14 protein-coding genes are annotated in these 15430 nt (G+C 45.8%); 8 read left to right on the top strand and 6 right to left on the bottom strand.

The window, feature by feature from the left end; translation table 11 throughout:
- Positions 1–151: 151 nt before the first annotated feature.
- Positions 152–1192, top strand: a complete 1041-nt coding sequence (locus tag ACFI32_RS14640) for a 5'-nucleotidase (protein ID WP_462627362.1) — start codon at positions 152–154, stop codon at positions 1190–1192.
- A gap of 51 nt (positions 1193–1243) precedes the next feature.
- Positions 1244–1849 carry a rhomboid family intramembrane serine protease gene (locus ACFI32_RS14635; RefSeq protein WP_462627361.1) on the top strand — a complete coding sequence of 202 codons (606 nt, stop codon included), beginning with the start codon at positions 1244–1246 and terminating at the stop codon, positions 1847–1849.
- A 47-nt stretch (positions 1850–1896) separates the two neighbouring features.
- Here the strand turns inward: ACFI32_RS14635 and ACFI32_RS14630 are convergent, their stop codons facing one another.
- The 4 genes from ACFI32_RS14630 to ACFI32_RS14615 all read right to left on the bottom strand — a co-directional run bounded on the left by ACFI32_RS14630 (position 1897) and on the right by ACFI32_RS14615 (position 7458).
- Positions 1897–2439 carry a hypothetical protein gene (locus ACFI32_RS14630; RefSeq protein ID WP_462627359.1) on the bottom strand — a complete coding sequence of 181 codons (543 nt, stop codon included), beginning with the start codon at positions 2437–2439 and terminating at the stop codon, positions 1897–1899.
- Between the two features lie 135 nt (positions 2440–2574).
- Complete coding sequence (locus ACFI32_RS14625; protein WP_462627358.1) at positions 2575–4443, bottom strand: sodium:solute symporter family protein; 1869 nt, start codon at positions 4441–4443, stop codon at positions 2575–2577.
- A 4-nt stretch (positions 4444–4447) separates the two neighbouring features.
- Entirely contained in the window at positions 4448–4708 is a 261-nt protein-coding gene (locus tag ACFI32_RS14620; RefSeq protein ID WP_462627357.1) for a DUF4212 domain-containing protein, read from the bottom strand.
- A gap of 1112 nt (positions 4709–5820) precedes the next feature.
- A complete protein-coding gene (locus ACFI32_RS14615; protein WP_462627365.1) occupies positions 5821–7458 on the bottom strand; it encodes an electron transfer flavoprotein-ubiquinone oxidoreductase in 1638 nt (545 codons plus the stop codon).
- Between the two features lie 648 nt (positions 7459–8106).
- Here ACFI32_RS14615 and ACFI32_RS14610 point away from each other — a divergent pair.
- From ACFI32_RS14610 to ACFI32_RS14595, 4 genes are all read left to right on the top strand, one after another.
- Positions 8107–8724 (top strand): DUF1285 domain-containing protein, encoded by a 618-nt coding sequence (locus ACFI32_RS14610; RefSeq protein ID WP_462627364.1) that lies wholly within the window; start codon positions 8107–8109, stop codon positions 8722–8724.
- A gap of 223 nt (positions 8725–8947) precedes the next feature.
- Positions 8948–9820, top strand: a complete 873-nt coding sequence (gene murI, locus ACFI32_RS14605) for a glutamate racemase (protein ID WP_462627363.1) — start codon at positions 8948–8950, stop codon at positions 9818–9820.
- A gap of 201 nt (positions 9821–10021) precedes the next feature.
- Positions 10022–11053 (top strand): DUF4062 domain-containing protein, encoded by a 1032-nt coding sequence (locus tag ACFI32_RS14600; RefSeq protein WP_462627356.1) that lies wholly within the window; start codon positions 10022–10024, stop codon positions 11051–11053.
- 293 nt (positions 11054–11346) lie between these two features.
- A complete protein-coding gene (locus ACFI32_RS14595; protein ID WP_462627355.1) occupies positions 11347–11643 on the top strand; it encodes a hypothetical protein in 297 nt (98 codons plus the stop codon).
- Between the two features lie 101 nt (positions 11644–11744).
- On the opposite strand, the gene ACFI32_RS14590 is transcribed toward ACFI32_RS14595, so the two are convergent.
- Together ACFI32_RS14590 and msrA are read right to left on the bottom strand one after the other, a co-directional pair.
- Positions 11745–13208, bottom strand: a complete 1464-nt coding sequence (locus ACFI32_RS14590) for a lytic murein transglycosylase (protein ID WP_462627354.1) — start codon at positions 13206–13208, stop codon at positions 11745–11747.
- Between the two features lie 336 nt (positions 13209–13544).
- Positions 13545–14066, bottom strand: coding sequence for a peptide-methionine (S)-S-oxide reductase MsrA (gene msrA, locus ACFI32_RS14585; RefSeq protein ID WP_462627353.1), 522 nt, complete (start codon positions 14064–14066; stop codon positions 13545–13547).
- 205 nt (positions 14067–14271) lie between these two features.
- Here msrA and cmoA point away from each other — a divergent pair, with 205 nt between their 5' ends.
- Entirely contained in the window at positions 14272–15057 is a 786-nt protein-coding gene (cmoA, locus tag ACFI32_RS14580; RefSeq protein ID WP_462627352.1) for a carboxy-S-adenosyl-L-methionine synthase CmoA, read from the top strand.
- 28 nt (positions 15058–15085) lie between these two features.
- A partial coding sequence (locus ACFI32_RS14575) for a hypothetical protein (RefSeq protein ID WP_462627351.1) occupies positions 15086–15430 on the top strand: 345 nt, incomplete at its 3' end.

The raw sequence follows: 15430 nt of genomic DNA, 5'->3' as shown, positions 1-15430 counted from the left end.
CGGCGGTCTTTTTTTTGGCAATTTTTTGATGCTATAACGGCTTGTCCTTGATAAGTTGTCAAAAACCAATGGATATCAGCAGATGAATACGTGACAATAGCAGGTTAGGTGATATATCTTTGATCGTATATAAGAATGAGTAGAGAGCGTTATGGCCGTTGACTTTAGCAACACCCTTATTGTGGCAATCTCAGCAACCGCACTATTTGATTTGTCAGAGTCTGAAAATTATTTAGTAGAGTTACTAGCGCAGCAGCCTGCGATGGCCATCAAGGTATTTCGTGATTATATGGCTGAGCGTGAGGATGAGTCGCTAGAATGCGGTGCAGGTTACCCCTTGATTCAAGCATTATTGAATCTAAATACTTATATTCAAAACGATTATGAGACGGAAGCGCCACTCGTTGAAGTAGTCATTGTCTCAAAAAGTAGTCCTGATACGGGGATTCAAGTGCTTAATGCCATTCGAGAGCATGAGCTCAATATTTCACGTTCAGCATTTATCTCAGGCAGTCCAGTCGCCCCTTATATCGCAGACTTTAATGTGGATCTGTTTTTAACCACCAATCGAGAGGATGCGCAGCAAGTGGCAGATGCCAATATTTGTGCTTGTGCCATATTGGATGCTACCCCAGTAAACCCCTATCAGTTAGATACCCAGCAGCTTCGCATTGCGTTCGACGGTGATGCGGTACTGTTTGACGATTCAGGTGAGCTGCTTTATAAGCAAAAAGGCCTACGCGCTTTTCATGAGCGTGAAGCAAAAATGCGTGATTTACCGATTGAAAAAGGTCCCTATGCAGAGCTACTGATTAAGCTGTCTAATCTACAGGCAAAACTGCCTGCGCGTATGCAGCACAGTCCGATTAGTATTGCATTGGTGACAGCGCGTAATGCGCCGGCAGATTTGCGTGCGATTAAGACGCTGCGTCAGTGGGGCGTTGATGTTGATATGGCCTTTTTTTTAGGTGGTCTGGAAAAAACAGCAGTGCTAAAAACCTTTGCACCGCATATTTTCTTTGATGACTCCGTGCATCATATTGATGCCGCACGCGATTTTGTGCCCACAGCACTGGTGCCCTATCATTCAGGATCTCTGCTGCATGGCAACCGCTATTTGCCTAAAAAGCAGCCAGTCGCTGAGCTATTATTTATACCAGCGCCAGCACCTAACTATGCGCTCAATCGCTGAGCTATTAAGGGTGAAATATAGCAATATGTGTGTGACATGTAGAGGTGCCCGATGACTGCTCAAGCAATATTTTCTTTGATACTGACAAGGCTCAAACAAGTTGCTGGTCTTTACGCCGTGGTGTTGATCCCCATATGGGGCATGTTTGTGCTGAATAAAGTTTTGCTGTTTGGCCTTTGGAATGCATTTGGCATCGCGCCGCGCGTTTTTGATGTTCGAAGTATGATTGGGGTGGTGGCATCATGGACCATGCATGGCGATCTGGCACATCTACTTGGTAATACACTGGTGCTGTTACAGATACTGTTTTTGTTTGGCCTGTTTGAAAACAATGCTTATCGCACCATCATTAAGTTGGTTGTTGCTTCAGGTATAATGACGTGGCTGTTAGGGTCGCCACTGTCTATCCATATTGGCGCATCTGGGCTGTGTTTTGCGATGCTGGGATTTATGATCGGCGGCGCGGTATTTGCGCGGCGCTGGGGTTATCTGGTTGCTTGTATTGTGATGGGCACTGGCTATTGGCTAACCATTAAGCAGGGCCTGATGCCGCAGCAAGGAATCTCATTTGCCGCACATTTTGGTGGATTGTGTGCAGGGTTACTACTGGGTGCGACGTCAAAGCATCATTATACCAGCGTTAATCGCCACTACTGATGGTCATATCAATCCGCTGATTTTGCTTGATCAGCGTCTGTTTGGTTTTACGGGTTTGGCTGGCAAACCCTCAAAAATAGCGGATCGTCGGTGGTAAGCGGTCGCCACTGGGTAGTATTTGTCACATACTCTCTTAAGCTCAGCTGGCGCTCTTTGGCTACGGGTATCCTATAGTCCGCGCGCGCAGGCGCACGGCAATCAATCACTTGTAGCATCTGTTGCACGCTCATGCGCCGTTCAAACAAATACAAATTGACCAAATACAAATCCTGATCTGTGCTGCGTGCACGGTTAGTGTCGATAGCCATAAAGCGGACGGTCTGCGGCTTAATATAAGACCAAGGCCGAAACCAAGCGGTATCTTCGATTTTTTTGATGACGGTGACGCCCTCTGGCAGTTGAGCAGCTTGCTGATCATACCAGCTGTATTCCTGATGAATCTGAAACGCAAAAATACCGATGGCAGCAAACAATGGTATCAACCACTTGGGTGCGCGTTTTCCTGCCAGTTTGCTCAAATGGGTGATAATCAGTGCCAGTCCAGCCATACCAAATCCAGCAGCGATGGTCGCAATAAACTCATAAATCATAAAACAAATCCTCGAAGCGGTGGGTCAATGTGTCAGTTGATTTACCAATTGAGCAGCGATGTCATAAAAAATCACCCACAAGCGGCTATGGCTCATGAGTGATGGCTATCTTAACGTATAGGAACCACGAACATTTTAGTGATCAACAGCACCGCCTGCACCGCGTGGATAGCGGACGCTCTCGACCAGCTCTTGGATTTCTCTTGGTGGCGCTTTCGTAGTGTATGAGAGACCAAAGGCCACGATGAAGTTAAGGATGGCACCGATTGCACCAAAGGATAGTGGTGAAATACCGAACAACCAATACTCAGCAGTATCTGGTAAGTTAGCCGTTCCAGCAACAAAGAACCAGCCTTTATAGACAAAGATATAAACCAAGGTGGTGATCAGACCGGTTAGCATACCAGCGATAGCGCCAATATTGTTGATGCGTTTTGAAAAAATACCCATCATCAATGCTGGGAATAGTGAGGCGCCAGCAATACCGAAGGCCAACGCCACAACCTGAGCGGCGAACCCTGGCGGATTCATACCAAGCCATGTGGCGATCACAATGGCTACACCCATTGAGATGCGGGCAGCAAGTAGCTCACCTTTATCCGTGATATTGGGGTTGAAGTGACCTTTGATCAAGTCATGACTGATGGCTGATGAGATGGCCAGTAGTAGACCTGCTGCGGTTGATAAGGCTGCTGCTAAACCACCTGCAGCAATCAGACCGATAACCCAAGGTGGTAACTGCGCGATTTCTGGGTTTGCAAGTACGAGGATATCATTATTCACATCCAGCTCGTTACCTGCCCAACCAGCATCTGCAAAGCGTCCGTTCAATTCCATATCGTGGGCCATACGCGCATTTTCTACCGCCGTTGTGGCTGCGCCCACATCACCCCCTTCTGTTTGAGCGTTGGTCAAGGCAAGCTCAGCGGCGCCCAGACCACTATCATTGTACATCTGAATGCGGCCATCGCCATTTAAGTCGTTGTATTTAATAAGACCTGTTTGTTCCCAAGTCTGCATCCAGTCTGGACGCTGATCATAAGGAAGAGCAGGCTCACTAACGCCTTGTGGATAGATGGTGTCAATGAGGTTTAAGCGTGCCATAGAGCCAACAGCAGGCGCGGTGAAATATAGCAGGGCGATAAATACCAAGGCCCAACCTGCTGACCAGCGTGCATCTGCAACTTTAGGTACAGTGAAAAAACGAATGATAACGTGGGGTAGACCGGCAGTACCAATCATCAGTGATAAAGTAAACAGCACCATGTTTAGCTTGTTTGGCACATCAGCAGTATAAGAGGCAAACCCTAAATCGGTGACAACTTGGTCTAATTTAGTTAATAACGGAAGACCTGACTCTGTATGTGTTGAGAACATACCAAACCCTGGAATAGGGTTGCCTGTGAGCTCAAGTGAGATAAATACAGCAGGAATAGTGTAAGCGATAATCAAGACCACATATTGCGCAACCTGCGTATAAGTAATCCCTTTCATACCACCAAGTACCGCGTAGAAGAACACCACAAAGGCGGCAATAATTAGGCCTGTGTTGTTTTCAACTTCCAAAAAGCGTGAGAAAGCAACGCCTGCACCCGTCATCTGCCCGATGACGTACGTGGTTGATGCGATAATCAAGCAAGCCACAGCCACCATGGCGGCGGTCTTAGAATAAAAACGATCGCCGATAAAATCTGGTACGGTAAATTTACCGAATTTGCGTAAGTATGGGGCAAGTAGCATGGCAAGCAAAACATAGCCGCCCGTCCAGCCCATCAAATAAGAAGACGCGCCGTAACCACCAGCAGCAAGTAGACCTGCCATCGAAATGAAAGAGGCGGCGCTCATCCAGTCAGCGCCAGTCGCCATGCCGTTTAGTACGGGGTGAACACCGCCGCCTGCCACATAAAACTCACTGGTGGAACCTGCACGTGCCCAAATTGCGATACCAAAATATAGTGCAAATGATAGACCTACAAAAATAATATTAATCGTAAATTGACTCATAGGGCTATTCCTCGTCTAGGCCATATTGTTTATCTAGCTTATTCATACGCCATGCATAGAAAAAAGTTAAGAGGATAAATATCGCAATTGACCCTTGCTGTGCAAACCAAAAGCCCAAATCTGTACCGCCCACGGCAATACCCGATAATAATGGTCGCAGTAAAATAGCAAAGCCATAAGAACATAGTGCCCAGACCACTAGGCAGCCTAAAATGAGACGGACATTGGCGCGCCAATAGCCGGTTGGATCGTTATGATTCTCCATAGGACAACTCCTTTTGTCTTACATCAAACAGGGTGAGTGGTTAGCTATGACCGCTTAATGATAGTTTGTACCCATACGTTGTTAAAAATTTCCAATCTAAATATAAAGGCCATTAACGGTATATAGGGTAGATACAAACCAAGCCATCAAATGGCCCATAAAACCAAATATTGAATAGTGTTTATTATATTTTTAGCGCACCTGAGATGACTAAAAAGTACTACATAGACAAATAGTGACAGGTCGTACATGATCATCGTTACGTGTAAGCGACGGCAGTTGACCAGTCAACACTTAGCGCTATTGCCATCATCACGAAAAAAGAGGGAATGGTGCCGAAGAGAGACAATCCGCTATCTTTTTTAACTCTTGTCTTCCTGACAAAAGGTAGTATGGCTCGTTCACATGGTGAGCATAGCACCATGATGGTTGTATTCGAACGTTGGTTGTTCATGATCCAAAAGTGTACGCTATCGTAGGGTTACACCGATACTACTGGTATCAACAATCTAAAACCCTATGGGAAATATATACAAAATTTTGGTAATTCACAATAGATATATTCAACTTACTTTTTGTAACAAAATACATATTATCGCAATCACTGGCTACCAAGCTGGTCATGTTTTAGTCACAGGAAATATTAAATACATGAACAGTTATACGTCAATTTTACTAATTCCACAACCCTTGTATTGATTTAAACCTCTAAAAGTTGCTACCAAATAGTGGCATTCGTCATTTCGGAAATGACCGTATAATTATGTTTATTCGAGTATAGCGACAATGAGTTATTGTATGCAAATTTTTACTACGATCATATTTTTGATTAATAAAGAAGTAATATCCTCCAATTTGTAAGATAAGAATTAATTTATATATATAGGGAAAACTGAAAATATTCTACAAAACTGTAAGTACAAAATGGTTTCATAGATTTTACGAGCCATAAAATAGGTAAGAAAAAGATATGAGCTGAGCGGAGTGGCACCGCTTCAGGTAGAACATGACCGTTCATCTTTAAGTGATGGTTTTATATACTTAAAAAAACCGCGCTGATGGTCAGCGCGGTTTTTTGATGGGTCAACAGTTTGCGGTTTAGGCTTTTGATCTTACATGTTTGGATAGTTGGGGCCGCCGCCGCCTTCTGGGGTTACCCAAGTAATGTTCTGTGATGGATCTTTGATGTCACAGGTTTTGCAATGTACACAGTTCTGCGCATTAATGACAAATTTAGCGCCTTCAGCATCTTTGACTACTTCATATACTCCCGCTGGGCAGTACAAGCGTGCAGGCTCCGCATATAATGGTAGGTTGATCGATACCGGCACAGTCGGGTCAGTCAGCTTCAAATGCGCTGGTTGATCCTCAGCGTGGTTGGTATTGGAGATAAATACTGATGACAATTTATCAAATACCAGTTTGCCATCAGCCTTGGGGTAGGTGGGCTGGTAGGCGTGAGCAGCGCGCTCTAGCTGATCATAGTCAAATAAATTGTCATGGATGGTCAGTGGCATTTTACCTTTTAGTATATTCTGTTCAAGGAAGTTAAACGCACCGCCCATCCATTGGCCCATACGGTGCATGGCAGGTGAGAAGTTACGGGCTTGGTAGTTGTCTTGATACAACCAAGACTCTTTATACATGGTGCTATACGCGACCACTTCATCATGCTGACGATCTGCTTGTAATGCTTTAAAAATCGCTTCGGCGGCAAGCATACCTGACTTCATTGAGGTGTGTGTGCCTTTGATTTTTGCTGGGTTTAAGAAGCCTGCATCGTCACCCACCAACACGCCGCCAGGGAATGTCAGTTTTGGCAAGGAGTTCAGTCCGCCTTTGGTCAATGCACGGGCGCCATAAGAGATGCGCTTACCACCTTCCAAAATATTACGAATGAGTGGATGTGTTTTTAAGCGCTGCATCTCATCAAAGGGCGACATATATGGATTGGAGTAAGACAAATCGATGACCATACCAAAGCTGACTTGGTTGTTTTCATCAAAATACAACCACCAGCCTCCAGATGAGCCTGTATCCGTCAGTGGCCAGCCCGAGCCATGCATTACTACACCTTGCTCATGCTTATCAGGCTCAACTTCCCACAGCTCTTTTAGACCGATAGCATAGTGCTGTGGATCAGCGTCTTTATCAAGACTAAAACGACTGATCAAGCGTTTGCCCAAATGACCGCGACAACCTTCTGCAAAAATAGTGTATTTGGCAAGCAGCTCATAACCGGGTTCAAAGCTGGGCTTGGCTTCACCGTCTGCAGCCACCCCCATGTCACCAGTTAAAATACCTTTGACTGAGCCATCATCATTGTAGAGGATGTCAGAAGCCGGAAAGCCTGGAAACATCATCACTTCAAGCTCTTCTGCTTGCTGTGCCAGCCAGCGTACTACATTGCCCAAAGAGACAATATAGTTGCCATCGTTGTGCATACTGGTCGGTACGATGGCGTCAGCAAGCTTGGTTGTTTTTGTAGCTGAGCCAAGCATATAGACGCGATCTTCCGTCGCTGGCACATTGAGCGGCGCGCCTTTTTCTTTCCAGTCTGGGATCAGCTCGTTGAGCGCCCGTGGCTCAATAACGGCCCCTGATAGAATATGAGCACCAAATTCAGAGCCTTTTTCAACCACACAGACCATGAACTCATCGTTACCTGCTTCAATAGCAAGCTGACGCAAACGAACTGCTGCTGACAAACCAGAAGGTCCACCACCAACAATCACCACATCAAACTCCATGGACTCACGTTCAATTTCAGGCGCGGCGTCGGCGACCACGGGGGTGGTGCTGGTGTCTGGGGTGCTGTCTGTGACTGGCGTTTGCTTGTCTAGTTCTTGCATACCTACTCCTAAAATATTGATGGCGTATCTGCGATGATCATATGGGTGGCGATAATAGCGTAACGCTGATGGGGTTACGTGATTTTAGCAATTTGATGTTTTGATAAAAATATGCCAAGTGCCAAAACGATTCAATAGATGTTGCTGTCTTGGCGTGAGCGTATTTGATGGTGTTTTGCCGTTCGTTATCTCGTTAGGTCAGTTGACCGACTGCCATATATTGGCTTTATCATATCAATATGATGCGAAAAAAGCAGAGAGAATAAATACCCGTGCGGCCACTGTTTTATCAAAAATGCGTTACTCATTATAAAAGAAAAGTCCTATAAACACGATACGACGGCCAGCGTATCGGTGTTAAGGTAGGGTTTGGCTGTGTTAAGTCATTAGGTGCACCCAATAATGGCACGACCTATGTCGCTTTATCATACCCGAAACCAAAATGAATAGTAATGCCAGATATTGCAAACGTTTACGAATAATAGGAGGAAGGTCATGAATAATACTACTGATAATCGCGCGGTAGCCGCCAACGGGGAGGCCGCTATGCTCGAAAATACAGAGAGCCATTTTATTGAATCATTGAGCCAATATCTTAAGGCAAACGCTGGCATACGAGAGGGACGCGCAATACCACCACTAGAAAACTGGCACCCAGAGCAGGCTGATGAGATGGATTTGGTTATCAAAGCCAATGGTGAGTGGTGGCATGAAGGTGTCAAGATGACTCGTCAGTCATTGGTTAGCTTGTTTGCCACTATATTGTGGAAAGAAGAGGTGGCAGGAGATACCCAGTATTATCTGAAAACCCCAGTACAAAAGCTGCGCATTCAGGTTGAAGATGTACCGCTGCTGATTAATGATGTGGGCATTGTCGAAGAGGCAGGCGTGCGCTGGCTAGAATTTACCACGACCACAGGTGATATCGTGCGCTTGGATGACGCACATTCGATAGTGCTGCGTGTCTATCAGGAGACTCATGCTGACGGGGAGCCGCAAGTACGGCCTTATATGTTGGTGCGTAATGGTCTGATGGCGCTGATTGGTCGTAATACATTTTATCATTTGATTGCAATTGGTGAGCTGAGCGAAGAAGGCGGGCAGACAGTGCTGAACCTACAAAGTGGTGGTCAGTCCTATCAGGTCTTGATGCCGCAAGACTGACGCTGTTCATCGTGATATCTTTGCCATGACAAAGATAAAAATAATGCTAAAATACATATTTTGGACATGAAGAGCACGATAGGCTGTCTTAGATGCTGCAAGCACACCTTACAAACTGTGCTATGATGCCAAAAAGGCACCTGAAGCAACATGCCCGACCAATGGTACGTAAATAATGAGTCTATCCGTTTTGCGCCCAGCGCCATCAGTATCACTGACGGTCATGCAGGCTAGTGCTTCAGATGCACAAGCGCCAATTGGTTTGTTTGATTCGGGGGTTGGCGGGCTGTCCATTTATCAGCATCTGGCCGCGCAACTGCCTGCTGAACAGTACATCTATTATGCCGATACCTTGCATGTGCCGTATGGTAGCCGTGATAGTGCTGAAATTGAAGCCTTAACCTTGATGGCGGTTGAGTGGCTATATCAGCAAGGCTGTAAGCTGATCGTCATTGCTTGTAATAGTGCGTCAGCCTATGCGCTGACAGCGGCGCGGATTACTTATCCACATATCCCAATTGTTGGTCTGGTTCCAGCACTCAAGCCTGCTGTGCTTGCCAGTCATACTGGTCATGTGGCGGTACTTGCGACCAAGGCCACTTTAAATGGAGTGTTACTTAACCAAGTGATCAGTGAGGTCGCAGAACCGCAGCAGACAACGGTAACCAAATATTTTGATCCTAACTTGGTGCCGTGGGTGGAAACTGGCATGCCAGAGACCTCAGAAACAGCAGCGCGACTGCGCCAGCAAGTCAGAGAGTTTGCTGATAGCGGTGTTGATTATTTGGTGCTTGGCTGTACGCATTATCCATTTTTTAAAGCGTTTTTGCGGCAGGAAATACAGCGCCAGCAGCTGACCATGCAGATAGTGGATTCAGGTCAAGCGATCGCAGCACGCGTGCGGCACTTACTCATTGAGCATAATCTGCTGGCAGAGGCGGTCTCTGCTGAACAAGCTTTGCCAACTGATGACAGTGACCATGAGCAAAAAAGTGCTAAGCCGCCCCTGATTTTTTATGCCAGCAAATACGATGCCGATCTGGGTGATCTGGTTCAACGCCTGTTAGGTTCTGAAATACGTATAACCCATGCGTAATGGTGGCGCTGGCCACGTTATCCATTGTTAACCGCAAATAATTCATAACATGCGCCATAATATCCATATTACTACTATGGTTATTTGGGGTAAAGTGCAGATAAGTGGCACTTATTTTTAAAGACTATGGTAGTCTAGGTGCCATAAAAATAAGATTTTTGTGCTCTATTTTATACGCTTATTCAAGTTGCAGAGGTTATTGTGCCCAACCGTCGCTATCATATCCATGTTATCTGTGCTGCAAACGATCAACAGCTATTGTTAGAAGAAATAGCTGTTTTTCTTCAGTCTCGGGCATTTTTGACATACGACGTTTCAAGCCGGCTACCAAAAGCAACGCTATATAGCCGTCAATGCATTGATGCATGCGACTATACCATGGTCATCGTTGGTGACAGCTATGGTATGACACATAAAACCGGTGTCAGTCAGATGCACTTAAGTTATTTGAGCGCCAAAGCCAAGCTCAAGCCAATGCTGGTTTTGATTAAAACCCAAAGTGATGATTTTGAGATCAGTCGCCAGCTGCAAGACTTTATGCGATTGGTCGAGCAGCAAGCCAATCGGGTGTACTACTACGACAATGATACCAACATTGAACAGCTGCTCACTTATGCCTATGACAGTATGGAGGATAAATATCCTTCCATGGGCTGGGTGCAGGCGGAGCAATCATCCTCTCCCACTGCCAGCAAACCGATCATCACCCCACGTTACTCTACTTCATCTGCTTATAGTAGTATTATCAGTAAGGGCATCGGTGATGAGCCTGCACCCCCTTCGTCTGTTGATACGGTCACAGAATCAATAGCACTCGATGAGCAGGTGAATATTGAATATACCGCTCAAGCTTATGAAGGAGGAAATTTAACTGACGTCACCATGATGCTTAGAGTCACGTGGTGCGATATCTTAGCAGCATTGGTTAAAATTCCTGCAGCTTTCTCACGATATGGTTTGCAAAATTGTATAAACAGCCTCATCACACCTCGCGCTGAAATCAACATCAAACGCTTAATGCCAAAAGTACATGCTGTCTCACGCTGTCAGATTTTATCGGATGACTTGGTCAAACTGCAGCGCTCAATGGTCAAAGCCAACTGGATCGAGTTAATGCCTTCAGGGTCACGAACTTCAAAAGAGCTGTGGAAGCTGACTTTTTATGCCAAAAAGCAGTTTAAAGACAGCCAAGAATGCGATGAGGTAGCCAGTAATAAGTCTGCAGCCAGTTAATATCAACGACCACACTGATTACCGTGATTGCGATCATTTATTCTCAATCGCACCAACCTGCGCGCTCAGACTACGTTCTGTAATACAAAATATACGCGTGTCTCCTTGTTAATCCTTTCAAAAGCCTAAATAATAAGAGCTACCAACAGGGTCTGACAATTATGGTCTGACAATGAAAGTCATGGTCACTGACATCCGTTGCCCGAATTTTGCGCGGATGTCATCAAAATAACAAGGGCACCTGCAATTGACATGTGCCAGATAAAAAACGAAGCAAGATTAAGGAGAGAACAATGAGCAATGCTAACCATGATGATCTCAATAGAGAGATCGATGAGCTATCAAAAACCATGCATGATGCTGACCAATTTCACACCTTAGAAGAGCAAGTTGCGGACATGAAGCGCCGCGGTATCGACCCAAGCAAGACCTACCGCGACTGGGATGATGAAGAAAAAGACGATTGGGGCGATGCCACATGGCAAGAAAATGGCAAATGGGAACCTAAAACTTCCGAAGACCTTGATGAAAAAGCACGTGAAAACTGGAATGGTGAAAACGGCAAACCAAATCCGCCGCCGTTTGTATAAAAATGGCACATGAGTAACCTACTTACGCTATAAAAGATGATGTATTAAAAAGGCCATACTATATGTAGTATGGCCTTTTTTTGTTCTGTCATCGTGATGACTTATGATCCGCCATCTATGCGGATCAAACGTGTGACTCCATTCGCATCAATCACGCGGCGGTAACGCACGTTAGGCTCAGCGCGACGTTCTGATGTTGGGGTGACTGATTGCTGCTCAATCAATTGGCCCATGCGATCGGCAGGTGCTGGGGTGAGCGGCTGCGGGCGCGTGGATTGACCGTAAGTGTTGCTATAGCCGTTATTGTAGGCATTGGCACGTACGGTATTATCGGTAACGATAGCACGGTAGAATTTCTGCCCTGCGCGGCCATCAGCGGGGAAGATGCCGCGACTGGTTTGATATTGCTGAATCGCCGTACGGGTGTTATCGCCGATGATGCCATCAACACCGCCAATATCATAGCCTGCATTCAGCAGCGCTTGCTGGATATCTTTAGCTTGCTGACGACTGATACCCGGATCGTCTGTTGGCCAAGCAGTGGCAAAGTCTGTTTTGCGACTGTCTTCGCGAGTGATCAGGTCTGATAGATGCGCGATGGCTAAGGCATAGTTTTCTGAAGCGTTATAAGAGTAGAAAGTATCAAAGTTTTTGCCCACCAAGAAAGCAGGACCATCGATACCAGCTGGCAGTAACAAACCCGCACGACTCAAGTCATAAGGTAGCGGGCTACCGTTAGCCAGCGTCAGGCCTTGATTGCGCCAATGGCTGATAGATTTTTTATCTTTACGGTTGGATGCCGCCCAAAATCCATCAGGCAGTTTGACTTCATAACCCCATGGCTCACCCGTGCGATAGCCGCGGTTGTCTAAAAAGTTTGCGGTAGAGGCGAGCGCATCGGGCACGCTATTGACGAGATCACGACGACCGTCACCATCGAAATCCACTGCCAGCTCTAAAAAGGTGCTGGGCATAAACTGCGTTTGCCCAAATGCGCCTGCCCATGAGCCGGTCATATCATTGGGGTTGATGTCGCCGTTTTGCACAATTTTGAGTGCATTGGCATATTCACCGCGAAAATAGCTCTGACGGCGGTCAAAACAAGACAAGGTGGCTAGTGACTCAAATAATGGTTTTTTGCCCAACGTTTGACCAAAGTTGGACTCAACGCCCCACACGCCAAGCACATGCTCCGCTTTGACGCCGTAGCGCGACTCGATTTGGCGCAAGGTATCTGCCCATTGACGCTTGGCACGGATACCATCCTCGACACGTTCTTTGTCCACCAGCGCTGATAAATAATCCCAGACGTCTTTTTGAAATTCTGGTTGATAGTTGAGAGATTGAATGACACTAGGTTCAGGCTGGCTTGGGCGATAGTTGTTAAAGGTATAGCTATTTACCCCGCGAAACTTACTTGAATTTTTGAGACCATCTAAACATTGCTGAAACTCACTGTTGGATAAATCTGGTGCTGGTGGACGCGCGGCTTGCGCTTGACTGAACACACTCAGGCCAATGGCGGCGCTCAGTAGCGAGAGGGTAGAGAGGGGAAACAAACGCATGACAGTATCCTATCGATAATAATAAAAGCAGCAGTAACGTGCGCGGCTAACACATTTAACAAACCTATAAAAGAGTAGCGAAAATAAGTATAAAACTAAAGACTTATCTGACCATCGTTAACATATTCGAACGTCTGGCAACGGCTGTGATGGATCACAAAGCGATCAAATAAAAGCCATGACCTATGGGTAAACGCGATCATCTAAAGGGTATCAGTTACCAGCAAAGCAATAGAACGCCAAAGCCAATCGTAGTCAAAAATAGAGCACAAAAAAACTCAGCGCTTATGGTCGAAGCGCTGAGCCAAATAAGGAGTCTATTGTCGATGCGGCATATTACGCCTGCATGTATTTGGTAAACTCTTTACGCAGTTTGGCAAGCTTTGGCGGTATCGCAAAGTTGCAATAAGCCTGTCCTGGGTTTTTGTTAAAGAAGTCTTGATGATAGTCTTCAGCAGGATAAAACTCGCTGGCAGGATGAATCTCAGTGACCACATCAATGCCCATATCGCGCAGCTTATTGATGGTGCGATCGACCGTTGGTTTTTGCGCGTCATCAGTATAATACACCACACTGCGGTACTGGCTGCCGACATCATTGCCTTGACGGTCTTTGGTGGTGGGGTCATGGGTGGCAAAGAAAATATCTAAAATCACTTCAAGTGGGATGATGTCAGCATCAAAATCGATTTTGATCACTTCCACATGGCCGCTGTTGCCGCTACAGACCGCTTGGTAATTGGCAGTTGCCGCTTCGCCGCCCATATAGCCTGAAACCACGCTATCCACGCCTTTTAATGACAAAAATACCGATTCGGTGCACCAAAAACAGCCACCGCCTAAAATAATGGTTTGCATAATTTGTCCTATTATTATGAATTGTGAGCAAGATGACGGGAGAAATATTCGCCGTCACAGCATGCATTTAGCTTAGCAGGCAGCTTAGGGGCGCTAAGTAACAAACGGTAATGTTATAATGGGCTTTTGCTACGTGTGGTATGACTGCAGCGCTGATAAAAACGGTGCGGTTTGCCCATCTTTTATTTGAATAATGAGTGTGACCATGAGCCAGCCGACGCCCGACACTGCCCCAACCATCCAGCATGATACGCTATTTACCACGCCACTGGACAAAGCGGCGCGTTTTTCCTTTGATGAGCAGGTGGTGTCGTGTTTTCCTGATATGATTCGCCGTAGCGTGCCGGGGTACGGTCAGGTATTGGCGATGTTGCCCCTCTTTGCGCGTCGTCATTGCAAGTATCGCCAGCAAAAAGGCAGCGGTCAGCGTGTCAGCCGTATTTATGATTTGGGCTGCTCATTGGGCGCTGCCAGTATGACGCTGGCAGGTGAGTTTGACCCGCAAGATTTGCAAATCAAAGCGATTGATATCTCACCTGCGATGACGACCGAAGCCACGACGTTATTGAGTGACAATTATCCTGAGCACGATATCGAAGTCATTACCGCAGACATTCGTGATATTGAGCTTGAGTCCTGCGATATGGTGATTTTAAATTTAACGCTACAGTTTTTGCCAGCAGCCGATAGAGTCGCAGTGTTAGAGAAAATATATGCGGCGCTGAGTGAAGGCGGCATACTGGTATTGACCGAAAAAACCCATGCCTTTGATGAGCAGTATGATGCGTGGTTGATTGAGCGTTATTACGATTTTAAACGTGCCAATGGCTATAGCGAGATGGAAATCAGTGGCAAACGTAATGCACTAGAAAATGTGCTGATTACCGATACGTTAGATGAGCATCATGCGCGGTTGAGCGATGTTGGCTTTAAACGTCATCTGACATGGTTTCAGTTTTTAAACTTTGTCTCTATTGTGGCGTTTAAATAGGGTTACTCAAAGTCAATAGGGTGTTGTTATGACTCCATCTATAGCTGAAAGACAGATTTATCAAGTACTAACTAAACAAACAAGCATACGGTCATTTGAGCTATGGCTATATGAAGATAATGTATTAGAGTCTAGCAACCCTGATTTGTATCTTGAGCTGATTTCATTTGATTATAGTTCTGAAGATGGATTTTATGATAGTTTTGCGAAATACGTCCCTTTCCATAAATTTGAAGCCGACCGAATAAAAGAATATCTATACTCAATTATTGATAGAGGTAAAAATTGTAGTAATGCGATTTGGACGATGTATGAGCTATATTGTCAGGGTTATGGATTTCTTCAAAAGTTAGGCTTAATTTATGGTTTATGC

This window comes from Psychrobacter sp. PSi21 (genome assembly GCF_054960615.1).
This window is presented reverse-complemented; position numbering and strand designations above follow the sequence as displayed.

Bases quoted from the DNA above. Each gene is read 5' to 3' on its own strand.
- ACFI32_RS14595 (WP_462627355.1), top strand. From the start codon at position 11,347: ATGAGCAATGCTAACCATGATGATCTCAATAGAGAGATCGATGAGCTA.
- ACFI32_RS14615 (WP_462627365.1), bottom strand. From the start codon at position 7,458: ATGGAGTTTGATGTGGTGATTGTTGGTGGTGGACCTTCTGGTTTGTCA.
- ACFI32_RS14625 (WP_462627358.1), bottom strand. From the start codon at position 4,443: ATGAGTCAATTTACGATTAATATTATTTTTGTAGGTCTATCATTTGCA.
- cmoA (WP_462627352.1), top strand. From the start codon at position 14,272: ATGAGCCAGCCGACGCCCGACACTGCCCCAACCATCCAGCATGATACG.
- ACFI32_RS14610 (WP_462627364.1), top strand. From the start codon at position 8,107: ATGCTCGAAAATACAGAGAGCCATTTTATTGAATCATTGAGCCAATAT.
- ACFI32_RS14590 (WP_462627354.1), bottom strand. From the start codon at position 13,208: ATGCGTTTGTTTCCCCTCTCTACCCTCTCGCTACTGAGCGCCGCCATT.
- ACFI32_RS14620 (WP_462627357.1), bottom strand. From the start codon at position 4,708: ATGGAGAATCATAACGATCCAACCGGCTATTGGCGCGCCAATGTCCGT.
- murI (WP_462627363.1), top strand. From the start codon at position 8,948: ATGCAGGCTAGTGCTTCAGATGCACAAGCGCCAATTGGTTTGTTTGAT.
- msrA (WP_462627353.1), bottom strand. From the start codon at position 14,066: ATGCAAACCATTATTTTAGGCGGTGGCTGTTTTTGGTGCACCGAATCG.
- ACFI32_RS14635 (WP_462627361.1), top strand. From the start codon at position 1,244: ATGACTGCTCAAGCAATATTTTCTTTGATACTGACAAGGCTCAAACAA.
- ACFI32_RS14640 (WP_462627362.1), top strand. From the start codon at position 152: ATGGCCGTTGACTTTAGCAACACCCTTATTGTGGCAATCTCAGCAACC.
- ACFI32_RS14630 (WP_462627359.1), bottom strand. From the start codon at position 2,439: ATGATTTATGAGTTTATTGCGACCATCGCTGCTGGATTTGGTATGGCT.